Raw genomic sequence first — 24,862 nt, 5'->3', positions numbered from 1 at the left:
ATCGAACAAGCTCTGAGGAACCTCTGACAATGAGATATCAGCAGGACTTGCAGGTTCGTATGCGTGACCGCCTCCGCCGACTCATGGTCGCCAACTATGAGGATGCAGGCCACGAAGTGAGCCTCACCGTGGACTGGATTAACAACCAACCCGCCTTGCGGGCCATCCTCGCCGAAGCCGAGGCCGTCGAACCCGACCTGGACTTCGAGCATTACCTCACCTTTCTCCAGTCCTCCGGTGGCGGCTTCGGCAGCGGCTTTTCCTGGCCAAGCCGAACCGAAGAAGGGCGAGCCACCCTCGTATGGAAGTGCATGCAGCGCATCGCTGCCGACATCGCCAACGGAGGTAATAGCGCACGCGTCGGTGTCGAGTATGCTCGTCTTTTTGTCCGTAAGGCGAACTATAATGACTGCTGGCGCGGATTCGCCGAGCGGGCCCTGCAGCATCTGTTCGACTATCTTGATGAGCGCATCGGTGAAGAAAGTAGCGTTCTCTATGTTCTCGAGCGATACGTCCGCCGCGTCGAATGGTTCGACCGTCAAGACCTCTATGACAAGGCTATAAGGGACCCCAAGAAAACCGAAGACGTCTATGACGCCGACCTGCGACGTTTCCTTTTCGGCGAGGGTATTAATATGCCCTTCTCTCAGGCTAGGTCGGCTTCGGGACTTTCGGACGTGATCTCTGACCTCGACACCGAGGACCCGCTCGTCTGTGAGGTAAAGGTCTTCGACGGAAAAGATCGAGGCAAGCGACATCTTGGCTCCGGTGTAAACCAGGCCATCCAATACGCTACCGACTACAGTAAAAAAGTGGCATATCTCGTCGCCATAAACATTTCCGGTCGCCAGCTCGATTTGCCGAACGAAAGTGACACCAAAGTGTGGCCACCCTACGTAACAATCGCAGGTGTCCGGATCTATCTGATATCGGTTCGGGCTCTGCCTACTGTCAGTGCCAGCAAGCAAGGTAGGCCAGCGCCAATCAGGATCACTCGTGACGATCTCATCGATCCAGACGTCGCGGACGGATTTGGCTGAGCCGAGCAGTCTTCTGTCATCGAAGCTCACGATTACTGGCCGTCGCCCAACTGGAAGGGTTGAAGCGAAGAATGTCACGAACAGACGTCCAAGCATGGGATCTTCGATTCGGTAATTCCAGGTTCTAAACTCAACCATCAGGCGTCACCACACTCGGGTTCGCGCCAGTCGATCCTTCAGAATTCGTGAACCCACGGGTATCTGTAGTGAATCGCTCGCGTACGCCCGCCGCCGTACCGGTGGCGGACAACTGCACGCCGGGCAAGAGGGACGGTGCCTGGCCACGGACGGTGACCGTGATGGTCGTGGTCCCCGACGCTGTGACGGACGGGCCGATCAGCACCGGCTCATGGTGAGCGAACGCGAGCGCGGCGCTTTTCCCCTGGTCCAGGGTGTGGTCGTGGGCGCGGGATGCTCGCAGGCCCTCTTCGGCGGAGGCGAGGGCGACTTGGTGGGCGGCGGCGAGCATGACGGCCTGGGCCAGGGCGAGGAACAGCAGAGCGACCGCGGGGAAGACGATCGCGATCGCGACCGAAGCCGATCCCCGGTCCCCTCTACGTCGTCGTCGGATGCCGATCACGGGTTAGGGCATTTTGGCGATCCAGGCGTGGACCTTGCCGGAGACCGCGGCGTAGATCCCGGCAGCCAAGATCGCGAAACCGGCGACGATGATGATGGTCTCGACCACGTTCGCGCCCCGATCCTCGCCGAGGCGGGCGCGGGCGGGCAGCGCCGTCAGCCGCGCGGTGAGCCGGCGGCAGCGTTGGAGCAGGTGTTTCACCGGGGGACCCTCCTTGGTTTATCCGGCGGCGAGGAGCCGGGAGAAGAACGGGTAGCCGACCAGCACGACGAACCCGAGCATGAGCAGCGAGGTCGGGACCCACATGGCGGTGGTGCGGCTGTTGGCCTCGGTCCGGGTGGTGGCGGAGGCTTCATGGCGCATCGCGGTGATCTTCGCGGTCAGAACGTCGTGAATCTTGGCGCCTTCGGTGCCGGCGATCTGAGCGGTGTGGGCGAGGTCGACCAGGTCGTGCACCCCGAGCTGTTGCCCGAGTTCGGCCAGGGCCTGCCAGGGCGGGTCCTGACCACGGCGGGCCCGCGCCAGGGCAGCGGCGATGCGCCGGAACGGCCAGGTTCCGGCGATGGTGACCGGGCCTTCCAGCGCGGTGTTGAGGGCGGCGCCGGCCTCGCGTTCCAAGACGACGAGTTGCAGGTAGGCCGCGAACGCGTACCGGAAGTCTCTCCTGCGCTGGCGCGCCGCCGACCGGACGTTGAGGTCGGGAAGGAAAGTCAGACCGGCGGCGAGCAGGAGGCTGGCCAGGGCCGGGATCGTCCACGGAAGTGCGGCTCCCATCAGCGCCAGCAGTCCCGCCGTGACGGTGGGGATGAGGAGCCCGGCGAGGAGCAGCGTGAGTTTGTCGAGCATGAACCGCTCAACGCTGCGGTCCAGCAACGCCAGGTCGGTGCGGGGGACCGCGAGCATCCCGGCCGGCCGGGCCCAACGCTCCGCGAGCCAGCCCCCGACCCGCTCACCCATCCCGCGGGTCGAGACGGGCTCGGATGGGTGCAGGCGGGTGGGTTGCAGGCGGGCCAACGCCACGTCCAGGCGCGGCGGGGCGGGCCGTAGCTCGCGGGCGATCGTGATGAGTCCGAGCGCGGCCAGGATGCCGGCCGTGGCTGCGAGGGCGATCACGGATTCTCCTCCTCACGCTCGCGTGTGGCTGCGGGTGGGTGGAGGAATCGTGGGCCGCTGTGAATGACCGACAGGCGTTTCATCCAGGCCAGCCCACCCGCGTACAGCACGGCCACCGCCGCCAGCACCAGCTGCCCGAACGGCGTGCCGTACGGGGCCGACAGGCTCGGGGAGGCGGTGAGGAGCAGGCTTAGGCCGGCCACGGCGATGACGATCACCAGCAGGGTGGTGCGCAGCGAGGCGCGTTCGGCTTCGACCTCGCGGCGGACGATGACCTCGGCGGCGACCGCGTCGGCGAGCGCGCCCAGCGCCTGGCGGGTGCCGGGGCCGCGGCGTTTGGCTGCGAGGATCAGCGCGGTCGCGATCAGGTCCCCGATCGGGTCGTCGAGATCGTCGGCGAAGGCGCGCAGGGCGTGTTCGGTGCTGGCGCGGTTGTTCAGCCGTTCGGCCAGCATCGCGACCGGGGCGCGGATCGGGGTGGGGGTGACGTGCAGGCTGTCGGTGAGGGTCGCCTCCAGCCCGCGGCTGGCCCCCATCACTTCGCCCAGGCGGCGCGCCCACTGTTCCAGGGCTTCGAGCCGGGTGATGCGGCGGGTGGGTTCGCGTCCGGACAGCATCGGCGGCAGCACATACACCCCGGCCGCGACCGCCAGGGCGGCGACCGGCCACCCCGCCACCAGCAACACCATCAGGCCCGCCACCGCCGCGGCGGAAAGACGCCTTCGCCGTGTGGGATCGGCGAGTGAACGCAAGGCCAGCCGAAGCCGTCCCGGCGGCCGCACGCCGGGTGAGGACGCCGGGCGGGTGAACCCGGCGAAGGCCAGGAGGAGGCCGCCGGCGGCGGCGAGTCCGGCCAGGGCGGCGAGCAGCTCCATCACGACCACCGTCCAGCCGTCTGATCGAGCAAAGCGGGATTGAAGCCGGCGGCGGTGAGCTCGTTGAGCAGGTCACCGCTGATGTGACCGCCGATCGGGGTCGCGCGGCGGTCCGCGCCGGGGACGAAGATGTGATTGCGGGTCGGTTCGGTGCCGTCGGCGGGCGGGCCGACCTCCATCACCGCCGACACGAACCGGGCGTTCGTACCCGGGTCGCGTTCCAGATAGACGATGAGCGGTTCGGCGAGGCCGAACATCAGGTGCAGGTCCTGGGGGGTGTAGCCGAGGCCGGCGCGGCGGCCGAGCTGGATGACGCGGTTGAAGATGTGGGCGGGGCGGTGGACGTGCAGGGTGCACATCGACCCGCGAGCCCCGCTGTACATCACCTCCAGCATCGGCGCGAGCTCACCTTGACGGGCTTCACCGACGATCACCCGGTCCGGGTTCATCCGCAGGCTGGCCGGCACCAGGTCCTGCAACCGGACCTGCCCGGCGCCTTCGGAGTTGGCCTGGCGGGCCTCCCACGCCACCACATCGCGGTGCCGATCCGCCAGCTGCGGATCATCCAGGAACAGCTCGAAGTCCGACTCCAGCGTGATGATCCGCTCATCCGGGGGCAGCTCGTTGGCCAGCGCGCGGACCAGGGTGGTCTTACCGGTGTTGACCTCCCCGCACACCACCAGGTTCCGACGCGCTCGCAACGCCGCCCGCAGAAACTGCGCGACCGGTTCGGTCACGGTGCCGTACGCGATGAGGCCATCGAGCGTGACGTTGATCAGCCGGTGAATACGCAGGGCCAGGCACGGGCGGCGGGACACCCAGTGCACCACCGCCAGGCGCACACCATCGGCCAGCGCCAGATCCAGCAGCGGGTTCGCGCGGGAGAACTCCCGGCCCGTGTCGCCGCGCCGCGCGAGTAGCTGCACCCACTCGATGAGTTCCTCATCGCTGCCCGCGACCGCGGGCCCGGGGTCTTTTCGGCCGTCGGTGTAGGTCACCCAGGTCTGGTCGTGGCCGTTGACGACGATGTTCTCCACATCGTCGCGCCGTAGATACGGCTGCAACGCTCCCAATCCGTACCGGCGGTCGAACACCAGCCGGGCGAGCACGGCCCGCTGCTGCACGCTGGGCACGGGCTGTCCGGCGGTGGTCTGGTCCTGGGCCCAGTCCCGGACCGCGTCCTCGATCAGCCGCCGGGCGTGCGCGGCGTCCAGGCCATCGGACAGCGCATCGACCAACTGCCGGCTGATCTGAGCGACCGCCGCCCACAGTTCCTCCCCATCCACCGCCCCGTCGCGGCGGGCGGTGCCCTCGGTTACCGGAGGCGGTGTGGAAGGCGCCGCCCGCAGCTGGCTTACGGGTCTGGGGGTGAAGCCGTAGCCGTTCACCGGAACCCACCTCCTGGCACGACCGAGCGGCCGAGAACGGCGGGCCTCGCTGGTTCGCGGGCGAGGTGGCGTATCGCTTCGCCGAGTTGCGTGGTGGCGCGCATGAGCAGGCTCGTCCGGAAACTCGGCCGCTGCGACGCGCCATCGGACAACACCCGCGCATCCCCCGGAGCGTGGGGAAGCTCAGCGACGACCGGGAGACCGAACAGCGCCTTGCGGATCTCACGTGTGCCGTAAGGGCCGGATTCGATCAGACACAACCCGACCCGGCGTGCGAGGGACCGCAACGCGTCCAGACGCGGCTGGGCCGCATCAACCTGGGCCAAACTCCGGCCCAACACCATCACCACACCGTCGGCTCGCTGCAGCAGCGCGGTAGGGGTATCCGATCCACCGACCCGACCGGCATCGATGATCACGTCCAAGCCCGAAACGGTGCTCGCGCGGATGAAGGCGTCCGCCAGGAGCTGCCAGTTGACCTGGCCGGCGTGGCGAGGGTCGCGGATACCGTGCAGCAGCCAGGCCCGGCGCCGCTCATCCAACGGGATCGTGAAGTCCTCCACCCGCACGGAAGGCTCCCGGCCTGCCTGCTGGTGGTCCAAGGCCATGGCCAACCCCAGCAGCCCTGGCCCTGGAGAGCCGTTGAACCGTTGCGCCAGGTATCCCGGCAGCACCCGCCGGCCCGCCGGATCGCACTCGGCAAGCACCACCTCACCCGGCCACGACAAAGCCAGCGCCAGCGCTGTGGTGGTGACACCCGGCGACCCGCCAGCGGAGACCAGGCAGTACACGGCCATCTCAGGCTCCCCGCGCGGTGATGACCAACGCGATCTGCCCGGCGGCGGCCTCACGGGCCACCGTGTTGGCGTCCGCATCGGCGACCAGGAGCGCGACCGTCATCGTCCCGTCGGTATCCGGGCCGGCCACCGCATCCACCGCCGCGCGCACATCCTTAGCCGACGGCTGGCCGCCCTGACCCGACGATGTCGTCGCACTGTCACCGCCGCTTGCGGCTTGGCTGCCGGGGGTGGACACGACGCGCAGCTGGGAGCCGGGGGCCAGGCCACCCGGGGGCAACTGGCCGGGCTTGAGCGCCACCGTCACCAACGCTTGCCCCGGCTGCGGCGACAACTCAGTCGTGATCTGCGATGCGACCAGCAGCGTCCCGGACCGCAAGTCGACCGCAGCACGCTGGCCGACCACCTCACCCAGCTGACGCGCCGGGATCACCTGCACACCCGGCCCGACCACCACCGAACTCGTGCCCAGATCCGCACGGACCAGCCGCTGCCCGACCGGCACATTCCGGGCCACCCGCACCACCGAAATCCGATGCTCTGCCGTGGTGAACAGATACACGTTCACCAGCACCGCCAACGCCACCAGCGCGACACCAGCGGCGATCCAAGCGGGACGACGCCGACGCGCCAACCGGCCACCCACCCGCCCAGACGAGCCGTCGTGACCGTTACTGTCCACGCGGCTGCTCAACGCCTGCCCCCGCGGCACCCGCGACGACCCTCCAGCCGACGACATCGATCAGATCCCCCCTCTACCCGTAGAGGCCCTGGCCCTCGGCCACCCGAACCCCGAACGTCGTCGACCGGCTGACATCCGGCAGCTCCCCACCGGCTCCGCCAGAACCGACCCACGTCCCGCCCCAGGTCACCGTCACCGTCATCTGATACGCGCCGTGCGGCTGCCCCTTCGACGACCGCAGATAGGTGTAGGAGCAGTCCGTACGCTGCGCGGAAGCAGCGCGGGCCGCGTCATAAGCGGTACCTGGCCCACCGCAACTAACCGTCGGCAGACCGGCCCCAGGCTTAATCGTCAGCTGCTTAGGTGTCGCGGTGACCCGCGCCCACACCGCACCGGCGGATGCGGTCTTCGCCAGCGGCCGCCACTGGGCATGCGGCACCCACACCCATTCGGCGAGGCCGACGAGTCCTTGAGTTCTGCGTGGAGGCGCGGTGTGTACGTCTGGGAATGGCAAACGCAAGGATCTCCACGCCTGCTGAGCCAGCTCTTGCGGGATTACGACCGGCGTCGGGGCCTGGCCGGGAACACAATCGACGGGCGTGCCGCCCATCGCGGCGATGGGGTCGGCGATGCGAACTGCGACGGCTGCTGCTTTGCAGTAGGTCGGCGAGCTTGTCCTTTCTGAGTCTTGCTCGCCAAAGCTATTCCGATCTCGTCCGCCATTACTTTGGGCTGCAGGGGCGCCGTGCTGTTTCGCTCCGACGTGGTATCCGTTCGGATCCGCCCATCCAGATGTATCGCCGTCAGTGTGTCCTATCGTTACTCGTGTCGCTGTGGCCTGCGGCGCATTCGCGAGGACAACTCCGATCAGCCCGAGGGTAATGAGGATACGTGGCAGGGGGAGTCGTATTGCCGGAGCCCGGTCACTCTCCATCGGCCATCACTTCCTCGTGTCATGTTGGCGATCAGGTTCCTGTTGGCTATGCCTCGTGTTTTCGGAATCAATACGTGAGTTCGCGAATCTGCTAGGCCGGCGCGCGAGGCGTCTTGGCAATCGTGGATTTTCGCGGTGTTAGCCTTCAGGTCCACCTTTGTGATGTGGACGACAACTTTCCCCCACGGCTCCTGGTGCTCGGCTTGGTGGTTCATCACTTGCCGGATTTCCCAGTCCAGGTAGTCACCGGCGACATAGGTCTGCAGGATGGCCCGCGCCTGCTCGGGAGGTGACACGATGGCCTTGTCGGCTGCAGCGAACAAAGCCTGGTAAGCGGCGACGACGGAATCGGTCGGTGATGTGGGGGACGCCGCTCCTGATGATGGTGCGGCCGGTGGTGCTGTGGACGGTAGTGCAACCTTTGGGCTGCTTCCGCTGTCGCATCCCACTGCGGTTAGCGAGAAGGCGATCATGGCCGCGAGGTAGGCAAGGTGCTTTGCGTGCGTTGTGGCAGTTGATGTCCATTCATGCGCTTTCTGCTCCACGAGCGTGCTCCTCTTCCAGTAATTCGGCCGTTGTTGCCACCTTCGCACGTTCGGTGTGGCCTGTGGTGATCGCTCGGCATCGCTGCTGGGTATGGCGCTGTTGATCGTGGTGCGTGAGTGCGCATGGAGTCCGACTGCGTTCATGAGTGCTGCCCGTTGCCATTGATCGCCTGTGGCTGATCTTTGAGCGTGCGAGAGACGTAGGACAGGTCGATGTCGATGCCGCGCTTGGACAGCCATTGCTGGACTCGTGTCGGTTCGTGAGAGCTGATGATCTGGGCGGCCTTTTCGATGGCGAGGCGTTTGCCGCCGCGTTCGGCGGCGAGTGCGACGAGGTGGTCTACGGTGTCCGGTTCGTCGGTTGGTGGCGTCTGGCGTGCGGGTGGTAGGGCCGGTATTTCGCGGATGCGGGAGAGTGCGTCGCGGGGGCGGGTGAGGTTTTCGCGGACGGCGATGGTGAAGGCTTGGCGGGTTTCGTTGAAGGCCAGGAGCCAGCGCAGGAGCCGGAATCGGGGGAGTGGGTCTTCGATCGCATCGGCGGTGCGGAGTTCGGCGTGGCGGATGCGAGTGAGGATGGTGTGCCACATCAGGTATGCCAAGACGCTGGCGCCGGCGAGGTATTCGGCGGCGAGGGTGGGCCGTCCCGCGTGTTGGGCGCCTCGGTAGTTGGCGTAGGCCGCTGCGGCGATGCATATGGCGGTCATCAGGCGTGAGAGGGCGGCGGAGTCACCGGCGAGCACGGCCCACAAGGTGAGAGTCGCCGCGGCGAGGGTGCCGCCTTCCAGGGCGATTGGTGGGATGGCGAGCCAGTACCCATTCAGGTGTAGGACCTGGCGGCTGAAGTCGACCTGGCCGCGTAGGGCCATCGCCTCGATCGCGGCGAGCACTGCGGCGAAGGAGATGATGGCGACACCTGCGGCGATGCGTACCCGGCGGGGAACGCTCAAGTGAGGTGCCATCGATCCTCCTTTCGTTGTGGCGGGTCGGCATGCGCCGTAGGGACGGCGTGATGTCGGAACCACGCAAGGCGACTGACCGTAAAGCGGTGCGGTCAGCGGAGCGTCATCGCGGCGTCTTGCCGGCGTCTTCCGAGCGGGGTTTACCGGGGCTGGTGAAGCGGCCGGATGCGGCCATGCGAGGCCCTTGCCGTATGTGTAACGTTGTGTGTCTGAAAGGACACGGGGGGTTAAGGATAATAGGTATGGAATACCGTGTTCTGGGGCGAATTGACATCATCTCCGCAGGGGGAGAGCTGGTCCCGGTCACACGGCCCTTGGTTCGCGGCGCCTTGTTCGCGTTGGTGTTGCACCGCAATGAGCCGCTGTCCAGGGAGCGGTTGATCGACTTGTTGTGGGGTGAGGGACCGGGCCCGGTGGACCGGTTGCACTCGCTGCGTGACTGTTTATGGAACCTGCGGCGGCTACTGCCGCCCCAACGCCTCGTCGCTGATGAGCGCGGCCATCGCCTCGACATCGTGGCAGGCCGGGATCGCGTCGATGTCGAGAGATTTCGCCAGCTGGTCCGTGAGGCCGCACGGACGGGTGATGACCTGACCGCTGCCCACCTACTCCAGGACGCAGTGGGGTTGTGGGGTAGCGGCCGGTTGAACGAGTTGCTGCCCGCGACGGCGGCGATGACCGCGCTGGTCACCGGGCTGGCTGAAGAACATCGCGGCGCCCGCAACGCGCTGATTCAGGTGCGGTTGAGGCTCGGGCAGCACTGGGATCTGCTGCCCGAGCTGCGGGCGTGGGTGAGCGCGGAACCCGTGGACGAGCAGCTGTGGGCCGACTTGATGCTGGCGCTGTATCGGTGCGGTCTCAAGACGGATGCGCTGGGGGCCTTTACCGAAGCCCGCGAGGCATTAGCGACCGCGGGCCTTACCCCTGGGAATCAACTGCACCGGTTGCGCCGCCAGATCCAGGTCGACGACCCCGAGTTGAGACCCGAAGGTGAAGGCTCGCATCAAAGCCTTCTAGCGGGAGCACTCGCCGGTCACCGGGCGAAGCAGCAGATCCTGCCGCGTCAGCTACCACCCGACACGCTGAACTTCACCGGCCGGGGCACGCAAGCCGCGGAACTGATCGCCTTGCTTTCGCCGAAGCCGGGATCGCTGGGAGTGCCGTTGGCGGAAGTGACCGGTCCACCTGGGATCGGCAAGACCGCTCTCGCTGTTCATGTCGCTCATGCCATCGCGCACGACTATCCAGACGGCCAGCTGTTCCTTCGGCTCGGCGGCGCGAGCGATGACCCGGCCCGGCCTGAGAAGGCCTTGGCCGAGGTGCTGCGGGCCGCTGGAATGAGCCCTGTGGAGGTGCCGGAGACACGAGCCGAGCGTGAGGCCGCCTACCGCACACATCTGGCGGGCCGGCGCCTGTTGCTGGTGTTGGATGATGCGGCCTCGCCGGACCAGGTCCGGCCGCTGCTACCCGGCACCGCAGGATCCGCAGTGATCGTCACCAGCCAGCGCCAGCTTGTCGGGCTGGCCGCTGGACAATCGGTCAACCTGGAGCCCTTCGCGGTCGATGAAGCGATGGCGCTGCTGGCTCAGATCGTCGGCCGGCCCCGGATGGAAGCTGAGCCGATCGCGGCGGATGAAGTGGTGGCGGCGTGTGGTGGGCTGCCGCTGGCGGTCCGGATCGCCGGGGAGCGTTTGGCGGCCCGCCCGAACTGGCCGATCGCCTACCTGGCCCGCGCCTTGAGAGACGAACAGCGCCGCCTGGACGAGCTGGTCGCGGGCGACCTGGCGGTACGGGCCAGCCTGGCCCTCAGCTACGGCGCCCTCCCTCCGCGTCTGCAACGCCTGTTCCGCCTGCTGCCACTCGCCGGCGCCGGCGAGCTGCCGGGCTGGGCGGCCGACCGGCTCGTGGGCGAACCGGCCACCGATGCCGTCGAGGTACTGGTGGATCGATCCTTGCTCTGTACGGTGGGCATGGACGTTCTCGGCCGGCCGCGCTATCGGATGCACGACCTGATCCGGACCTACGCCACCGAACTCCAAACGGGCCCTGACGGCGCCGTCGATGACACCGAGGCCGCGCAGGCCCGACTCGTCGACGGATGGCTGGAACTGGCAGCCCTGGCCGACGCACAGCTGCCCCAGCTGAGATACCTCCCGCCGCGCCAGCCAGCCCCCGAGACCGCACAGATGCCCGAGCCGCTCCGGCACATGGTCATAGCTGAACCTGAAAGCTGGTTCATGACCGAGCGTGAGAACCTGCTGGCCGCGATCCACCGTTCGTGCGCCCTCGGGCAACACCGCACGGCTGGTCGGCTCGCGCAGTACCTGGCGGCCTTTCTCCACCTGAACGGCTATCACGACGACGCTGAAAACGCCTGGACGGCCATTACCCGCGCGGCCGAACTCGCCGGCGACCACGACGCGGCCTGCGATGCCCGCCTCCGCACCGTGCTGGTGATGGTCGCGGACAAGAAGCACACCGCCCGCGCAGCCGAACCTCTTCGAACATGTCTCGCCGCGTTCGAGGCCGCCGGTCACCTGCCACGCCTCGCCCTCACCTACGCGGTGCGGAGCTTTTGCGCCTACCTCGAAGGCGACCAGGACCAAGCCCATGCTGACGCCGACCACGGCATGGAACTCGCCCGGCAGGCCGGGGACACCCACGCGGAATTCCTCTGCCTGTACGTCCTGGGCGTCAGTTTCAGCGAACGCGGCTACTACCAGCAAGGAATCGCCTCCAGCGAACGCGCCGTCGAACTCGCCGAACAGCTGGGCCCCGGCTACACCGGTACTGCCTTGTACGCGCTGATCCAAAGCCACGCAGCCGCTGGCCAGCCTGCCCAAGTGATCCAGCTATGCCGTCACGGACTCGCCACGGAAGCCCCCGCTGGCCACAGCATCAGCCGTGCCTTCTTCCACCAGCACCTCGGCCTGGCCTATCAACAGCTCGGTGAGCATGCCCAGGCGATCACGACACTCACCATGGCCGCAGAACAATTCCATACCCAGCGCAACTACGACCAGCAGGCCCGGTGCCTGTTGGCCCTCGCCGACAGCTACTACGCCACGGGATGCTGGCATGAGGTTTTCCCCCGGCTGAAGAAGAGCATCGTTCTGTTTCGCAAGTGCGGCTCCCGCTCGCAGGAGGTCAAGGCGCAAGAGAAACTCGCCGCTCTAAGCCAGGGGCACGGCTCCTGACATTCTTCCTTTGCGTGCATGGTCGGTCCGCCGCCATGCCGCCGTGACTTGTGAAAACGCTGAAGCGCGGTAATCGTCGCATCGACACGTAACCCACCGTCTGGAAACGGCAGTGGTCCAGCCAGACGCAAAGACGGAAAAAGGACGGGCTATGTCGACCACCAATGCGATCAGACACGCTTACCAGATTATCGCGGCGACCGTCGCTCATCGGGAGGTCAGCGAGCACGTCTGCGCGGCGGCTTTCACAGCCTCGGCCGACCAAGTCGCACGCGCCCGCGCGCTCGTTCGCGACCATCTGATCAACCATCCTGCAGGCGACACCGCAGTGCTCCTTGTCAGCGAACTGGCGACTAACGCCGTCTGTCATAGCCGCTCAAGCTTCTTCGCCCTGACCATCGCCCGAACCCCGACGGACCGCGTACGTATCACCGTCATTGACGAGGGACGGCACGGAATCCCGTATCTGAGGAACGCTACAGCCGACACCGAAGACGGCCGTGGAGTGGCTATCGTCGACCTTCTGGCCACGCGGTGGGGCATCACCCGCCTGCCGGCTGTCGGCACCGCTGTCTGGTTCGAATGTGCGGGCGAGTGAAGGGCTACCGCCTCATGGCCCGCCATCGGACAGCCGGGCGCTGATCGACAGAGGTAAAACTGCCTGGGCCCGCAACCGTGATGGGTAATGTGGGCACGGTGCGTCTTCTGAGAGCGCTTGCAGCGATGTGGTGTATCGCGCTGGCCGTGGCGGCCTGTTCCGGTGGCGGGCGAGTAGCTGATCCACAAATCGGTCCGTTAAGCGCGGGCAGGTTGACGTGCCCAGACCACGCGCGCCGGGACTGCCTGTCGCCGGGGACGGTGCGGTGGTCGGTGCCGCTCGACGGGGCATACGCGATCGACTATCTCGGAGGACTATGGCCCTTCATCCAAAGATCGGACCCTTTGCCGCCGGGACTCCCTGCAGCGGCCGTTACCAGCGGATCCACGCTGGTCGTCAATGAAAACGGGATGATGCGCGCTGTCGATCGGAACAGCGGGAGGCAACTATGGCGGACACGAATCGCTGCCAATATCCGGAACACCATAGGCAAGACACTGCTTTATGACGATCCCGTCATGGGAGACGGACTGGTCGCCGTGTCGACGGCCTACGGTTCGGATAAGGGACCTCATCACCAGCGGGTATATGTGATCGATGCTGTTACAGGGGGGCAAGTCTCCGATCATTACTGCCCGGCAGGAATCGATCGGTTGGTCGCGATTGTGGGCGGCCGTTTGATCTGGACCAATGAAGCGCGAGTCACCGCGACGGATGCACGATCCGGCAAAACCGTGTGGCGACAGGGCGTGCGGACCTACTGGGGAATGAGGCTGATCGGAGATCTTCTCTACTTCGACGACCATGCCAGCACAAGTAAGAAGAGCGGGATAACCCGCCATATACAACGTATTGATCTACGTACGGGTCACCGACTGGCTGATCTTTCTCTGCCGCGTGGTCTGCAGGGTGACACGTTCCTGGATTCCAGCGAGATCTCAGGCTCGGTGTATCTTCCGGGAATCTTGTTCCTCGCCATGCACAAACCGGACGGGGAAGCGGCGATCGACTCACGGACCGGCCACCTGCTGTGGCGGCGGGCGGGCGCCGAGGACAACGGCGCCGGGAACATCGTCGGGTTCGACCCGCTCGCACGGCCACCGACCGTCTACCTGAACGAGTCGACCAGGAACACGGTGCAGGCGGTCAACGCCGAAAACGGCTCCCTCATCCACACCCACATCCCGTCCTCCCGTCTCAAGGGGGCCGATGCGGCGGTACGGGGCGTCGCAGCCGACACCACAGCAACGACGGTGTACGGGTTCGACCTGGTGTCGGGGAACCGCCGTTGGCGCGTACTTGAAGTCTCGGCCGCCTTCACGATCGCCGAATGGATCGACGGCGGTTCGGCCCTCCTGGTCGCGACCGGGTGTGCGACCGATGGAGTAGCGGGTTCCCGCTGCACCAAGCCCCGCCTCTTCGCAGTGAACTGGTAATCACGGAAATAAAATGGCTGGCCGAGTGCGCTACGGCGGCGTTGCGCGGATCCACGGCCACTGCTAGCCGACCCGATCTGTTGTCGGCGGAGCCAGCTCCAGGGGAGCGGCGGAACTCAGCGCCTGATAGCCGTCAGTCGAGTGACATGACGGACTAGGGAAGTCCACCTCCGACTACTCCCAATCCGGTCTAGCCGTATAAAGCTGCACTACCACTTCCGGCTCCAGCCCAGCACATCCCCGGCAGGCTGCGCCAAGCTGGGCTCAGGCTTTTCTTCGACCTCGGAGAGAGCAGCGGCGACCACTTCACGGATTGCCGTTGAAGATCACCTCCGGCCCGACTTCGTCCGACCGCCGCGGCTTGACCCCGCTCTTCTGAAGCCATATCCGTCCATACGGCGGGGTCCGCCTCGACCTCGCCTCGCGCCTGGTCATCGGCGGTGGTCCCAGCTGACGCCCCGCGAGCGCGCCCTGCCCGCCCTGACCCCGCGAAATCCGCTCGCCCAGCTCGGAGTGCCACTGCCAGGATTGCCCGGTGAGTACCGCGTCGATCCTGACCTCCGACGGCTACGAACGACTCGTCGCCGGTCTGCGCGGGCGAACCATCGTCGCGGTCGACTACTTCGTGCGCGGGCCGTTGCTGAAGTATCTGCTGGTCAGCGCGCTGAGAGTGCGGCGTATGCCGTGGATCTACCGATCTTGAGGGTGCGGGCTGCTTCGGTGACGGAGACTCCCTCGTCGACCAGGCGGCGCAGGGCGGCGAGTTCAGCGGGGCCGATGACTGGGGGTCGGCCGATGCGCTGCTTTCCGGGCAGCATCTTCCCCTCGGCCTCGCGCCGCTTGGCGGCGGCGATCCCCTCGGCCTGACGTTCGGCACGCAGTTCCAGCTCGTACTCGCCGGCCGCCGCGAGGGCGGCGAACATGAAGCGGCCTTCTTTGGTCTCCAGGTCGAAGTTCTCGGTCATCTCAGGTCTCGTTCGAGGGATCAGGCGGCGAGGCGGCGGGCGATGGCCGGGATCACGATCGCGGCGGCGGCCAGGTGCGTCAGCATCAGCAGCGCCTTCGTGGCCGCGGACGCGTCCGCGAGCACATCGGGCACCAGTGACAGGGCGGTGAGCACGAGCGTGGTGCGGACGAACATCGTGCGCGGGCGGCGGGCCGTGCGGGCCAGTACCAGGGCGAGTACCAGGCCGACCACGGAGAAGATGACGGTCAGTGTGGCGAACCCGGGCACCGGGATCGGCGCGCCGCCGACGGCCAGGCTGATCCCGGCGGCCTTGCCCGCCGCGGCGATGGCCGAGGTCGCCACGGCGGCGAGGGCCGTCGTGGTCAGGCCTCCGGCGATCAGGGACTTGGCGGGAACGGGAGCGGTGGTGGTGGTGACGGACATCGTGAGCCTCCGGTGCGTCGCGACCGGCTCCGTGCCGGCCTCTCACCCTGGCTACGAACGGACTCGACGCCATTCGACATCACCGCGAAAAAAATTTTGGGGGTGTTCGCCCGGCCCGGCGAACATCGGTTGACGCCGCATTAGTACGCGCTGTCCGGGTATCCGCCGCGAGATCCACGAGAACTTGAACGTGGTGGAGAACTGGAATTCGGCGAACAAGGACATCTTTTACGGCAAGGCCGGTGACCTGACCGGCGATGACCGCGAGCACGTCGAGGTGTCCGCGCTGGCCCTCCACCTGGTCCAGGCCACGATCGCCTACCTCAATACCCACTTGATCCAGATCGTGCTGCGTGATCCCGCCTGGCGGGACAGGCTCACCGAGGAGGATCGGCGCGGGCTGTCGGCCCTGTTCTGGACCCACCTGAACCTGTACGGGCGGCTGGAGCTGGACATGACCAACCACCTCGACCTCGATCTCGATCTCGACGACTAGACCGTGTCTTGTAGATCAGTCTCGTGATCTCGGGTGAGGCGTGTAGGTAACTGTGTGTGGATGAGGAGTTGCTGAAGCGTCATGATCTGTCTGATGCCGAGTGGGAGCGACTGGTGCCGTTGCTGCCCTCGGTCCTGCCCCGGCGTGGTGGCCGGTGGGCCGATCACCGTACGGTGATCAACGGGATCTTCTTCCGGACCCGCACCAGTACGCCATGGCGTGACCTGCCCGGCTGCTACGGGAACTGGAAGACCGTCTATGGGCGGCATCGCCGCTGGTCACTCGACGGAACCTGGGAGCGGATCTTAGACGGGCTGCGTGCGGGCTGTGATGAGGCCGAGGGACCGGACTGGACGGTCAGCGTGGACTCGACGATCAACCGGGCCCATCAGCACGCGGCCGGAGCTCGCCGTGCTCCGGCACGTGATGACCCCACGGGGGGACCTATCGAATGACAAGAAAGCCGGGCGGGAGGCTCTGGGCAAGTCGCGGGGCGGCTGGACCACCAAAATCCATCTGGTCGCCGACCGGCGGTGCCGGCCCATCGCCCGGCTGACCTCGCCGGGTCAGCACGGTGACAGCCCTCGCTTCATCCCTCTCCTGGAGGCGGTCCGCATCCCGCGCCGCGGCCGGGGACGCCCTCGCCGCAAGCCCGCCACCGTGCTGGCCGATAAGGCCTACTCCTCGTCCGGAAATCGGGCCTATCTTCGCGGACGTGGCATCCGAGCGGTCATCCCGGTCAAGGAAGACCAGAAACAGCATCGCCGCAACCGCGGCTCGACCGGCGGCCGGCCACCCACCTTCGACGCCGAGCGGTACAAGGACCGCAACACCGTGGAACGCTGCTTCAACAAGCTCAAAGCCTTCCGCGCCGTCGCCACCAGATACGACAAAAGAGAACGTATCTACCAGGGCACCATCGACGTCGCCTCGATCCGGATCTGGCTCCGCAACCCCATCACCTGATCCATGAGACAGGACCTAGAGGGGGGCAGGATCCTCGGGTCGGGCAGCGGCTTGGGGATATCCATCTGCCTCAGATGGGTTGATAGCCGGGTGGCTGGGCGATTCCGGCGTCGGTGGGAAGGTCCGCAGAACGATTGGCGCATACTTCGGCACTCGATATATGCTGCCGTGTCATGCGGCCGATGAGCGAACCTACGTACTTCATCCTGGCGTCGCTTCTGGACGGTCCTCTGCACGGCTACGCGATCATCAAGCGCGCCGGGGAACTATCCGGCGGCCGGGTCCGCCTGGCGGTCGGAACTCTCTATGGTGCGCTCGACCGGCTGGCCGGCAACGGCCTGATCGCCGTGGACCGGGAGGAGATCGTCGATGGACGGCCTCGCCGCTACTTCACCATCACCGACGACGGCGCCGACGCCGTCACCCAGGAGGCGAAACGCATGGCACAAGCGGCTCGGATCGTGGTCCGGCGACAGCCCGGGATGGTGACGTCATGAGCGCCCTGGAGTCGCACTACCGGCGTCTGCTGCACGCCTATCCGCCCGCGTACCGACAGGCGCACGGCGAGGAGATCATCGGCACGCTGCTGCAGGCATCCGCAGACCGGCGCCTGCCCTCGCCACGTGAGGCGGCCGGGCTCATCGGCGGCGGGATCACCGCACGGATGCGGGCCGCTACCGAGCATCCGGTGGCGTGGTGGGCCGATGGCCTGCACCTGGGCATCCTGTTGATCGCGCTGACCAATCTCGCCCTGAACCTCGCCTACATCTCGGCCCCGTCGATCGCGTCAGCCCCCTGGGTGATCGGCTACCTGGTGCTGAGCGTGGCCCTCGTGCGGGGATGGCTCTGGGTGGCGCTCCCCCTCGCCCTGGCCGTCGCCATCCCGGCGGTCGACTTCGTGTTCAGCGCACGGGTGCCCGGTGCCCTCGCCGACCTCGCCGTGCAATATCTCGCGGTGGCGGTCGGATTGGTCGTGCTCTCCCTCCGCCGATCGCGCGGCCTCCGCAAGCGCTCGTACCTGTGGCTCGCCGTCCCTGTAATCGCGTGGGCGGCGGCGCACGTTCACACATCGATGACATGGACGGTGCAGCCGGCAATCGCGGTGTTCCTGCTGTCGGCGGGTATCTGGGCGACGGCGGCGGCACGCGACCTGCGATGGTTGCTGGCCGCTGCGATCTTCGTGCCGGCGACCATCGGCCCTGACGCGGTCATCACGCAGGTGTATCCGACGGCACCGACGGCCGCCACCATCGTCTTCTGGGGGGTGGAGGTAGCCCTCGTGCTGGTCATAGGACTGACGGCCCAGCGGACGCGGCGGTCGCGTACGTGACCTCATAGCCCCGGGCCGCCCACATCGAGCTTCGCCAGCAGTGCAACAACTCCACCCGCGGTCGCGGCGTGTTTCATAGGCGAAGACCTATGAAACACGCCGCCCGGGGGAGGCTGTACAGGGCGAATCCCGTTTCATGGGTTGTTGCATACGGCTAGACCTGTGAAACACCCACATGAAACGCTCTCGGGGTGAGCGACGACGACTTCCTGCGCGTGGAAGCCAGCGACTGCCCAATGTCGAGTTGCGCCGCGCCCGCCGGGTCACCGTGCCGAACCGGCAAGAGCAAGGTGGCCGTCCAGTACCACACCGCCCGATTCCGGCTCGTCCCTTCCCTCGCCAAGGCCCTGCACATCCCCACCCCGCCAATCCGCAATCCCGGTACTGCCTGGATCGAGCTGCCCCGCCCCGAGGCCGCCGGCGCCGAACCGGCCGGGCACGTGCGGATCGGCTACGCCCGCGCCTCCACCGTCCGCCAATCCCTGGACACCCAGCTCGACTCCCTCAAGACCGCAGGCGTCACCCGGATCTACTCCGAGAAGATCTCCACCCGCGCCACCAGCCGCCCCGAACTCGAGCGGGCCGTCGCCCTCGCTCGCGAGCTGCGCGCCTCCGGCGTCGCGGTCACCCTCGTAGTCCACGAACACAAGCGGCTCGGCCGCGGCATCGAACTGGCGACGCTCGCCGAACAGCTCAAGGCGGGCGGCATCGGCCTGGAGTTCCTCACCGGCGAACTGCAAGGCTCCCACGACCCGTCCGGGATCGTCTTCACCGTCCTGGCCGCCCTGTCCGGCATGGAACGCGAGTACATCCGCGACCGCACCCTGGAAGGACACGAGTCCGCCCGCAGCCGCGGCAAGAGCATCGGCGGCGCCGCCGTCACCGACGACGCCATGCTCGCTATCGCCCTCCACCTGCGCGAGCAGAACCACAGCCTGCGCGACATCGCCTCCCGGCTCGTCATCACCACCGGCAAGAAAAAAGGCCAGCACCCCTCGGCCGCCACCGTGATGCGCATGCTCCGCGAACACGACCAACAGACAGCAACGACGGCCGATCCCTGACCTTCACCATCAGTCACCACAACTACGCACAGCTACTTTTCACTTGGTCGCACCGACCCGAGTGGAGGGCCCACAATGCCCGGCGGGGGAGGCGCCCCCCGGGGGAGCCGTGGCAGTGCCGGGCCGCCCGCAGCGCGGGCAACCGCCATGATCGAGCGGACCGCCGCACCGTGCGCACGTCATGCCGCCCGTGCCTTGATCTCTTTGACGTCATCACGGAGCACGGCGACGTCCTGTGACGTCTTGGCCTGGACGACGAGGTACTCGACGACCACCCGGGCCAAGGCAACGGAGCCCAGCCACAGGACCGGTACGCCGATGACCATGCACCAGCCGAGGAACGGCCAGAACGAGCCCGCGGCCAAGCTCCACCCGAACATGATGAACACGAACGCCGTACCGCTGATGCACAGCACGGCGAGCATGTACAGCAGGCGCGCGAGCCGCACCGTCACGAGACGGTCGAACGAGAAGTCGAGCAGCGTGGCGAACAGGCCTGGCTCGACCGGCGGCGCCGGTCTCTGCTCGGCGGTATCCGGGCAGGGAAACGGGACGGTCGGCGACGGGTACGGCGGGGGAGCGGGCTGACCAGGACCGTACGGTGCGTCAGGTCCGTGATAGCTAGGTCCAGTCAAGCCGCCGTCGCCCCCTCAGTCCTAAGACCGATCCCGACGCGCACTATGACCGTGAGACTCGCCGAGGTGGTTCCATCGGCGTACGAGGGGTGCGGCCCGGAACTTCCGAACGCCCGGCGAGCCGCAAGGTAGGCGGGGACCCCTCTCGTAGGCCGGCGAGCTCGTGTCCCTGCACCCGCACTCGACTTGTGCGAGTGGTCCCGGGATCACGCAGTCCCGGGACCGGGGACGTCGGTTTCAGGGTTGGCTTCTGCCGCCTGATGGAGGTCGCGGAGGCGCTGTTCGATGTCGATTGCCGCGGTCAGAGTGGCCAGTGCGGACTCGGCCGTCTGGTTGATGAGCTGGTCGAGTACGAAGTCGGTGTCCTTATCCATCGTCGTCCTCCTCCTTCCTGGTCGGCTCGTCGTTGCGCTGGGCGATCGCCTGCCCGAGCTTCTTCCGCGCGTGCCGCAGGTGGGACCGGACCGTGGAGGCCGTCCGGCCGGTGAGCTCGGCGATCTCGCTCGGCTCGTAGCCATCGATCGTCCACGCCATGACCTCGCGCTGCTCGGTCGGCAGACTGGTCAGCAGGCCCATGACGTACTCGACGTCCCCGGTGAACGACAAATGGTTGGCGTGCTGAGTCCAGTTGACCTGGATCGCCTCGCGCTCGCGCTTGACGTTGTTGCGGCTACGCAGGTAGATCCTCTTGGCGGCGATGCGCGCATATGCCTCCGGCGCGGAGACGTCGGCCCAGTGGCGGAAGAGATCCAGCATGGCCTGCTGCGCCACATCTTCGGCCTCCTGGACGGACGCGCCGAGCCGCACCATGAAGCCGGTCAGGCGAGGGAAGTCGTACCGGAAGTAATCATCGAAACTCCGGGGGGTGAGGTCGACGGTGAACAAGGTGCCCGCTCCTTTGTGTGTCGGTCTAGGACCTGACGTTGGAACTGCATGGCAACCTCCGTTGGACAACGGTCTTCGGGGGGCGCCAAACGTGTGGCTGACCCCCCACGCGTGTGGCTGACCCTCATCTCTCGACCACTAAGTGTCTTGGGAAGGCCCGAGCGTGCAGTCCTCTCCCAAAATTTTTCGGGCGGGTTTGAGATCACCGGATCCAACGCCACATGAGGACGACGCCGAGCGTGACCACCGCCGTGATCGCGGTGACCAGGATCGAGTGAGAGCCGGCGTAGGCGGCTGGCACGCCCACCAGCATCGCGTTCACCACGGTCATCAGCCCCGGCGTACCGCCCGGCTCATTCGGCGGCTGCGCAGCGTCATTCCGCTGCTTGACCGGAAGGTGAGGGAATCCCTGCTGCATCGTTCCTCCATCGCACTGCCCGCCTGGCATCGATAGGGAAGTGCAGACATCAGCCGCGACGTGCAACCCACGTCCATCGCCAGCCGGCAAGCCGCGGCCGCCGTGACGAAACCGTCCTGGGGCTAACCGAGCTATGCGAACGTACGGAAGGCATGAACACCCCTGATAGGAGAGCGACGTGTCCAACGCCCTCGACGGCCCGGCCGATACCGCGCAGTACGTGATCCGTCGAGCGACCGTTGCCGACCTCGACTGGATCAACGCCAATGACGAAGGGTGGCCCGTCCACGAGCATGGCGAGTACGGCAAGCCCTATTCGCTGGACAAAGCGTGGGCGGTGCTGATCGCGGACGACGTACAGGGCGAAAGTCTGGGCTGGATGTACGTGGTGGACATGCGCGATCACGTGACCTCGCAACTGCTGTACGTGGACCCGCGACACCGACGCCGCGGTGTCGCCCGAGCTCTGATGAAGCACCTTCACGCCAGCTACCAGGGGGAAATCGTGCTGGGCGCGTGGGACCGCGCACTGTACGAGGTGTGGATCAAGCTCGGTTTCGTCTACGAGCCGCCGGCCGAAGGCGAACGGCCAGGCGATCGCTACGGCAACATGATCCGCCCGCCGATCCGCTGACCTGGCGTCGGAGGAGGACGTCCCGAGGACGTCTCGAGACGTCCGAGGGCCGTGTCGGCTGCGTTCGACGCGACCGCCAGGACACGGGGCCGCCCTGGGCGTTGATGCTGCAGGGTGGACCGCTGCAAGAGGCGGTCCACCCTGCATGCTTCGCCTCCGTGGGGAGGTCGGCGGGGATGGTCAGGTGCTGACGGCTCTCGGTGAGAAGACGCGCTCGAGGAACTCGTGGCGGGCGTCTTTGTCCAGGGTGCCGTCCAGGGAGAGGGCTTTCTTGATCGATCGTTCGCTGACCTGGCGGGAGATTTCGAGCCTCCGTTCCGCCTCCCCGATGATCTCCTCGATCGTGTGGGCGGCTGTGGCGGGGTCGTGTCGGATGAGCCAGTCGAGCATCCGGGCGGTCGGTGGCGTGATTCCGTAGAACCCCCACGCTTCCCATGGGCGGTCGGCGCTGTCGTTGTGGTCATGCTCGCTCGGGTCGTGCTCGTCGCGTTCGGCGATGCTGCGATCGAGCTCCTGGCCGTGCGCGAACTCCCGCAGCATGGCGAGGTGGAGGATGTGGGCGAGGTCGTGGACGCGAACGAGTTTTGTCACGTCGGCGGCCACGTCCCAGCTGAGGGTCTCGGCGATCTCCCGTACGGCGGACTCGGTCCGCCACCGCAGAGCCCAGCGCTTCCGCCAGGTGGGGCGCTCCCACAGCTGGCTGAAGAAGCTGCGGCTGAACCGCGTCCACACCTCGGCGATGCCGGGCGGCAGGGGCCCGGTCTCCCGGTCCACGCCGACGGCCTCAATCCGGCCCTCGGCGGAACGGTGGCGCTGTTCGGCCCACTCTTCGGCCACCGGCCGGGCCCACATGCTGCGGCCGCCGACCGTCGACTGCGGCAGCGGCACGTCACCCTCGCCGCGGGAGACGTAGGCCCGCAGCGTCGAGGCGCCGATGCCGGCGATGCCCGCCATCTCGGCGACGCCGACGAGTTGGTCGCCGGTCAGCTCCGGGGCCGCCAGCGCGACCACGGCCCGGGCCGGATCGCCGTCGTGGCGGGAGGCCCACAGGGCGAGGGCGTCGCGCCAGTCGCCGGCGGGAGAGCCGAGGACGGACTCGACGTCGAGCTCGGTGATGGACAGGACGCGGGCGCGGGCCGGGTCGCCGCCGGTGAGCATGTCCTTGGCGGTGACGGTCACCGCAGCGGGCACCTGCCGCCGGTAGTACTTCTCACCGGGGCCGTCCCAGACCTGGCCGGGGCGATACCAGGTGGTGCCGTCCCACCAGTACCCGCCGGCGCGGAACAACAGGGCGGCCTGTTCCTCAAACCCCATGACCATGTGGACGGAGGCGACGTCGTCGTCGCGATACACCATGACGGAACGGCCGTGCTCGGGATGCCAGCGCACGACCCAGCCCAGATCGTGGCGGAGCGGGTCGGTGGTGAACACCAACCAGCCTCCGTCGGTGCAGCGGTCCTCGCGGCCGAACATGTCGTCGGCCTTGTGGCGGCCGATGGCCTCGATCGCGACCGGGTCATCGAGGGGGATGTGGGAGTCGTCGACGAACGGGAGGTTGGGGATCGGGTGGTCGGTCCGGATGCCGTTGGCGACGGCCCGGTAGGTGTGCAGCGACATGGGATCCTCTCCGGCGGCAGTGCTGTAGCTATCTACATCACCACTGTTTCTACAACACAAACCGCTTTCCCTCTACAACATTCCGCCGAGTTCCTGCTCGATCCCGATAGGCCGGGCGACGTTGTTGCGGGATAACCTTTGTTATCTGGCAAGACGGCCGCCGAAGGCCCAACGCGAGCTGGGTGGACCCCCGGCGGGCGACGCGGTTCGTTTTCCAGTTATCTGGCAACTTCGAGAATGGTGGGCGTGGATCCGATCGTGACCGAGCGGCTCGGGCTCGAGCATCCGCTCATCCGGCATCTGTCCGATTTCCTCACCGACCTGGCCAACGCGGACGCCTCGGTCAACACCATCCGCGGCTACCGCGGCGACCTGATCGCCTTCGCCGCCCACCATGGGGGGGAGATCGGCGAGCTGACCGCCGCGCCGGTCCGCGCCTACCTAAGCGAGATCGCCGGCCTGGCGGCCTCCAGCCGCAAACGCAAACGCGCCGCGGTCGCCTCGTTCTGCAAGTGGGCGATCCGCCACAACCTCCTCGACGCCAACCCGATGGACCGGATCGACACCATCCGCCCGGCCAAGACGCTGCACCGCCCGGCCGCGGCCGCCGACGTCACCAAGGTTCTGAACGCCATCTGCAGCCGACGCCCGCGCAAGGACCTGCCACTGGACCGGCTGCGAGACCGGGTGCTGTTCGAGACCGCCTACGTCTGCGGCGCCCGCGCCGCCGAAGCCTGCGGCCTCTACGTCGAAGACCTCGATCTGCGCCTGGACGACGAGCACGCCCGCATCCACGGCAAGGGCGGCAGCGTGCGGACCGTGCTGCTGGACGACCGCGGCTACGTCATCCTGCTGAAGCTGTACCTAGCCCAGGCCGGGTACACCCACGGGCCGGTGTTCCGCGCCTCCATCAACGGCAACGGCGGCCCGCTATCGTACGACGCCGCCCACCACCGGTGGACGCGCTACTGCACCGCGGCAGGCGTCGACATCGACATCCACCAGCTCCGCCACGCCCACGCCACCGAACTCATCAACGCCGGCGTGTCCATCGAAGCCGTACGCCGCCGCCTCGGCCACGCCTCCACCGAAACCACCCAGCTCTACACCCTGCTCGACGACAAAGTCGCCGACGCCGAAATCCGCGCCGCCCGCCGCCAGCGCAACCAGGCAGCGCGCTGAGACGACGGTGGCAGGTGACGTCTCACGCATCTCCGAGCTGATCATGCCCGTGCCCGACAACGGATAAAGCGGCTACCGGGCAACGGCGTCCTGCCGACCGG

28 protein-coding genes are annotated in these 24,862 nt (G+C 67.1%); 12 read left to right on the top strand and 16 right to left on the bottom strand.

Annotation, left to right across the window (positions count from 1 at the left end; all coding sequences use genetic code 11):
* The first annotated feature begins 29 nt into the window (after positions 1-29).
* Positions 30-1,040 carry a hypothetical protein gene (locus QSK37_RS43870; protein WP_285633659.1) on the top strand — a complete coding sequence of 337 codons (1,011 nt, stop codon included), beginning with the start codon at positions 30-32 and terminating at the stop codon, positions 1,038-1,040.
* 130 nt (positions 1,041-1,170) lie between these two features.
* On the opposite strand, the gene QSK37_RS43865 is transcribed toward QSK37_RS43870, so the two are convergent.
* From QSK37_RS43865 to QSK37_RS43825, 9 genes are all read right to left on the bottom strand, one after another.
* Positions 1,171-1,620, bottom strand: a complete 450-nt coding sequence (locus QSK37_RS43865; RefSeq protein WP_285633656.1) for a pilus assembly protein — start codon at positions 1,618-1,620, stop codon at positions 1,171-1,173.
* A 3-nt stretch (positions 1,621-1,623) separates the two neighbouring features.
* Positions 1,624-1,821 (bottom strand): hypothetical protein, encoded by a 198-nt coding sequence (locus tag QSK37_RS43860; RefSeq protein ID WP_285633653.1) that lies wholly within the window; start codon positions 1,819-1,821, stop codon positions 1,624-1,626.
* A gap of 18 nt (positions 1,822-1,839) precedes the next feature.
* Positions 1,840-2,733 carry a hypothetical protein gene (locus QSK37_RS43855; RefSeq protein WP_285633650.1) on the bottom strand — a complete coding sequence of 298 codons (894 nt, stop codon included), beginning with the start codon at positions 2,731-2,733 and terminating at the stop codon, positions 1,840-1,842.
* Positions 2,730-3,608: a type II secretion system F family protein gene (locus tag QSK37_RS43850; protein ID WP_285633647.1), complete on the bottom strand. Its 879-nt coding sequence runs from the start codon at positions 3,606-3,608 to the stop codon at positions 2,730-2,732. The genes QSK37_RS43855 and QSK37_RS43850 overlap by 4 nt, the downstream gene beginning before the upstream one ends.
* Positions 3,608-4,996, bottom strand: a complete 1,389-nt coding sequence (locus QSK37_RS43845) for a TadA family conjugal transfer-associated ATPase (RefSeq protein ID WP_285633644.1) — start codon at positions 4,994-4,996, stop codon at positions 3,608-3,610. The genes QSK37_RS43850 and QSK37_RS43845 overlap by 1 nt, the downstream gene beginning before the upstream one ends.
* Positions 4,993-5,793 (bottom strand): CpaE/TadZ family protein, encoded by an 801-nt coding sequence (locus QSK37_RS43840; RefSeq protein ID WP_285633641.1) that lies wholly within the window; start codon positions 5,791-5,793, stop codon positions 4,993-4,995. Before QSK37_RS43840 ends, QSK37_RS43845 begins: the two co-directional genes overlap by 4 nt.
* A 1-nt stretch (position 5,794) precedes the next feature.
* Positions 5,795-6,379 (bottom strand): SAF domain-containing protein, encoded by a 585-nt coding sequence (locus QSK37_RS43835; protein ID WP_285633638.1) that lies wholly within the window; start codon positions 6,377-6,379, stop codon positions 5,795-5,797.
* 963 nt (positions 6,380-7,342) lie between these two features.
* On the bottom strand, positions 7,343-7,954 hold the full coding sequence (locus QSK37_RS43830; RefSeq protein ID WP_285633635.1) for a hypothetical protein: 612 nt from the start codon (positions 7,952-7,954) through the stop codon (positions 7,343-7,345).
* Between the two features lie 140 nt (positions 7,955-8,094).
* Positions 8,095-8,913 (bottom strand): DUF2637 domain-containing protein, encoded by an 819-nt coding sequence (locus QSK37_RS43825; protein WP_285633632.1) that lies wholly within the window; start codon positions 8,911-8,913, stop codon positions 8,095-8,097.
* Positions 8,914-9,155: 242 nt separating this feature from the next.
* Between QSK37_RS43825 and QSK37_RS43820 the strand changes: the two genes are divergently transcribed.
* The 4 genes from QSK37_RS43820 to QSK37_RS43805 all read left to right on the top strand — a co-directional run bounded on the left by QSK37_RS43820 (position 9,156) and on the right by QSK37_RS43805 (position 14,847).
* The gene (locus QSK37_RS43820) at positions 9,156-12,110 is read left to right on the top strand and encodes an AfsR/SARP family transcriptional regulator (protein WP_285633628.1); all 2,955 of its coding nucleotides are present in this window, start codon (positions 9,156-9,158) and stop codon (positions 12,108-12,110) included.
* Positions 12,111-12,261: 151 nt separating this feature from the next.
* Positions 12,262-12,708, top strand: coding sequence for an ATP-binding protein (locus QSK37_RS43815; protein ID WP_285633625.1), 447 nt, complete (start codon positions 12,262-12,264; stop codon positions 12,706-12,708).
* Between the two features lie 80 nt (positions 12,709-12,788).
* On the top strand, positions 12,789-14,144 hold the full coding sequence (locus QSK37_RS43810) for an outer membrane protein assembly factor BamB family protein (protein WP_349498038.1): 1,356 nt from the start codon (positions 12,789-12,791) through the stop codon (positions 14,142-14,144).
* Positions 14,145-14,679: 535 nt separating this feature from the next.
* Positions 14,680-14,847 (top strand): hypothetical protein, encoded by a 168-nt coding sequence (locus QSK37_RS43805; protein ID WP_285633619.1) that lies wholly within the window; start codon positions 14,680-14,682, stop codon positions 14,845-14,847.
* Here the strand turns inward: QSK37_RS43805 and QSK37_RS43800 are convergent.
* Together QSK37_RS43800 and QSK37_RS43795 are read right to left on the bottom strand one after the other, a co-directional pair.
* Positions 14,801-15,109, bottom strand: a complete 309-nt coding sequence (locus QSK37_RS43800; RefSeq protein WP_285633616.1) for a helix-turn-helix domain-containing protein — start codon at positions 15,107-15,109, stop codon at positions 14,801-14,803. The two genes, QSK37_RS43805 and QSK37_RS43800, sit on opposite strands and share 47 nt — an antisense overlap.
* 20 nt (positions 15,110-15,129) lie before the next feature.
* Positions 15,130-15,534 (bottom strand): DUF6069 family protein, encoded by a 405-nt coding sequence (locus tag QSK37_RS43795; RefSeq protein ID WP_285633613.1) that lies wholly within the window; start codon positions 15,532-15,534, stop codon positions 15,130-15,132.
* A 139-nt stretch (positions 15,535-15,673) separates the two neighbouring features.
* On the opposite strand from QSK37_RS43795, the gene QSK37_RS43790 reads away from it, so the two are divergent.
* The 5 genes from QSK37_RS43790 to QSK37_RS43770 all read left to right on the top strand — a co-directional run bounded on the left by QSK37_RS43790 (position 15,674) and on the right by QSK37_RS43770 (position 19,390).
* Positions 15,674-16,030 carry a Tn3 family transposase gene (locus tag QSK37_RS43790; RefSeq protein WP_349498044.1) on the top strand — a complete coding sequence of 119 codons (357 nt, stop codon included), beginning with the start codon at positions 15,674-15,676 and terminating at the stop codon, positions 16,028-16,030.
* A 71-nt stretch (positions 16,031-16,101) separates the two neighbouring features.
* Positions 16,102-16,996, top strand: a protein-coding gene (locus QSK37_RS43785; RefSeq protein WP_432705661.1) for an IS5 family transposase whose coding sequence is annotated in 2 segments (ribosomal slippage) — positions 16,102-16,457 and positions 16,456-16,996 — 897 coding nt in all. Because the reading frame shifts where the segments join, the coding sequence is not laid out codon by codon here.
* A gap of 182 nt (positions 16,997-17,178) precedes the next feature.
* Positions 17,179-17,493 (top strand): PadR family transcriptional regulator, encoded by a 315-nt coding sequence (locus QSK37_RS43780; RefSeq protein ID WP_285633610.1) that lies wholly within the window; start codon positions 17,179-17,181, stop codon positions 17,491-17,493.
* A complete protein-coding gene (locus tag QSK37_RS43775; protein WP_285633607.1) occupies positions 17,490-18,326 on the top strand; it encodes a hypothetical protein in 837 nt (278 codons plus the stop codon). The genes QSK37_RS43780 and QSK37_RS43775 overlap by 4 nt, the downstream gene beginning before the upstream one ends.
* Before the next feature lie 191 nt (positions 18,327-18,517).
* Positions 18,518-19,390, top strand: coding sequence for a recombinase family protein (locus QSK37_RS43770; RefSeq protein WP_285633605.1), 873 nt, complete (start codon positions 18,518-18,520; stop codon positions 19,388-19,390).
* A gap of 179 nt (positions 19,391-19,569) precedes the next feature.
* Here the strand turns inward: QSK37_RS43770 and QSK37_RS43765 are convergent, their stop codons facing one another.
* From QSK37_RS43765 to QSK37_RS43750, 4 genes are all read right to left on the bottom strand, one after another.
* Positions 19,570-20,025 carry a DUF4282 domain-containing protein gene (locus QSK37_RS43765; RefSeq protein ID WP_285633602.1) on the bottom strand — a complete coding sequence of 152 codons (456 nt, stop codon included), beginning with the start codon at positions 20,023-20,025 and terminating at the stop codon, positions 19,570-19,572.
* A 206-nt stretch (positions 20,026-20,231) separates the two neighbouring features.
* Positions 20,232-20,399, bottom strand: coding sequence for a hypothetical protein (locus QSK37_RS43760; protein ID WP_285633595.1), 168 nt, complete (start codon positions 20,397-20,399; stop codon positions 20,232-20,234).
* Complete coding sequence (locus tag QSK37_RS43755; protein ID WP_285633592.1) at positions 20,392-20,910, bottom strand: RNA polymerase sigma factor; 519 nt, start codon at positions 20,908-20,910, stop codon at positions 20,392-20,394. Before QSK37_RS43755 ends, QSK37_RS43760 begins: the two co-directional genes overlap by 8 nt.
* 202 nt (positions 20,911-21,112) lie before the next feature.
* The gene (locus QSK37_RS43750) at positions 21,113-21,241 is read right to left on the bottom strand and encodes a hypothetical protein (RefSeq protein WP_285633589.1); all 129 of its coding nucleotides are present in this window, start codon (positions 21,239-21,241) and stop codon (positions 21,113-21,115) included.
* A gap of 265 nt (positions 21,242-21,506) precedes the next feature.
* On the opposite strand from QSK37_RS43750, the gene QSK37_RS43745 reads away from it, so the two are divergent.
* Positions 21,507-21,962, top strand: a complete 456-nt coding sequence (locus tag QSK37_RS43745) for a GNAT family N-acetyltransferase (RefSeq protein ID WP_285633587.1) — start codon at positions 21,507-21,509, stop codon at positions 21,960-21,962.
* A 180-nt stretch (positions 21,963-22,142) separates the two neighbouring features.
* Here QSK37_RS43745 and QSK37_RS43740 read toward each other — a convergent pair whose 3' ends face one another.
* A complete protein-coding gene (locus QSK37_RS43740) occupies positions 22,143-23,579 on the bottom strand; it encodes a hypothetical protein (RefSeq protein ID WP_285633585.1) in 1,437 nt (478 codons plus the stop codon).
* Between the two features lie 246 nt (positions 23,580-23,825).
* Here QSK37_RS43740 and QSK37_RS43735 point away from each other — a divergent pair, with 246 nt between their 5' ends.
* A complete protein-coding gene (locus QSK37_RS43735; RefSeq protein WP_432705658.1) occupies positions 23,826-24,761 on the top strand; it encodes a tyrosine-type recombinase/integrase in 936 nt (311 codons plus the stop codon).
* Positions 24,762-24,862 lie beyond the last annotated feature (101 nt).

The sequence above is a fragment of the Actinoallomurus iriomotensis genome, from assembly GCF_030269445.1.
Taxonomy (GTDB): domain Bacteria; phylum Actinomycetota; class Actinomycetes; order Streptosporangiales; family Streptosporangiaceae; genus Actinoallomurus; species Actinoallomurus iriomotensis.
This window is presented reverse-complemented; position numbering and strand designations above follow the sequence as displayed.

Bases quoted from the DNA above. Each gene is read 5' to 3' on its own strand.
- QSK37_RS43820 (WP_285633628.1), top strand. From the start codon at position 9,156: ATGGAATACCGTGTTCTGGGGCGAATTGACATCATCTCCGCAGGGGGA.
- QSK37_RS43850 (WP_285633647.1), bottom strand. From the start codon at position 3,608: ATGGAGCTGCTCGCCGCCCTGGCCGGACTCGCCGCCGCCGGCGGCCTC.
- QSK37_RS43775 (WP_285633607.1), top strand. From the start codon at position 17,490: ATGAGCGCCCTGGAGTCGCACTACCGGCGTCTGCTGCACGCCTATCCG.
- QSK37_RS43870 (WP_285633659.1), top strand. From the start codon at position 30: ATGAGATATCAGCAGGACTTGCAGGTTCGTATGCGTGACCGCCTCCGC.
- QSK37_RS43795 (WP_285633613.1), bottom strand. From the start codon at position 15,534: ATGTCCGTCACCACCACCACCGCTCCCGTTCCCGCCAAGTCCCTGATC.
- QSK37_RS43810 (WP_349498038.1), top strand. From the start codon at position 12,789: ATGGGTAATGTGGGCACGGTGCGTCTTCTGAGAGCGCTTGCAGCGATG.
- QSK37_RS43780 (WP_285633610.1), top strand. From the start codon at position 17,179: ATGAGCGAACCTACGTACTTCATCCTGGCGTCGCTTCTGGACGGTCCT.
- QSK37_RS43750 (WP_285633589.1), bottom strand. From the start codon at position 21,241: ATGACCGTGGTGAACGCGATGCTGGTGGGCGTGCCAGCCGCCTACGCC.
- QSK37_RS43760 (WP_285633595.1), bottom strand. From the start codon at position 20,399: ATGGATAAGGACACCGACTTCGTACTCGACCAGCTCATCAACCAGACG.
- QSK37_RS43800 (WP_285633616.1), bottom strand. From the start codon at position 15,109: ATGACCGAGAACTTCGACCTGGAGACCAAAGAAGGCCGCTTCATGTTC.
- QSK37_RS43740 (WP_285633585.1), bottom strand. From the start codon at position 23,579: ATGTCGCTGCACACCTACCGGGCCGTCGCCAACGGCATCCGGACCGAC.
- QSK37_RS43825 (WP_285633632.1), bottom strand. From the start codon at position 8,913: ATGGCACCTCACTTGAGCGTTCCCCGCCGGGTACGCATCGCCGCAGGT.
- QSK37_RS43840 (WP_285633641.1), bottom strand. From the start codon at position 5,793: ATGGCCGTGTACTGCCTGGTCTCCGCTGGCGGGTCGCCGGGTGTCACC.
- QSK37_RS43815 (WP_285633625.1), top strand. From the start codon at position 12,262: ATGTCGACCACCAATGCGATCAGACACGCTTACCAGATTATCGCGGCG.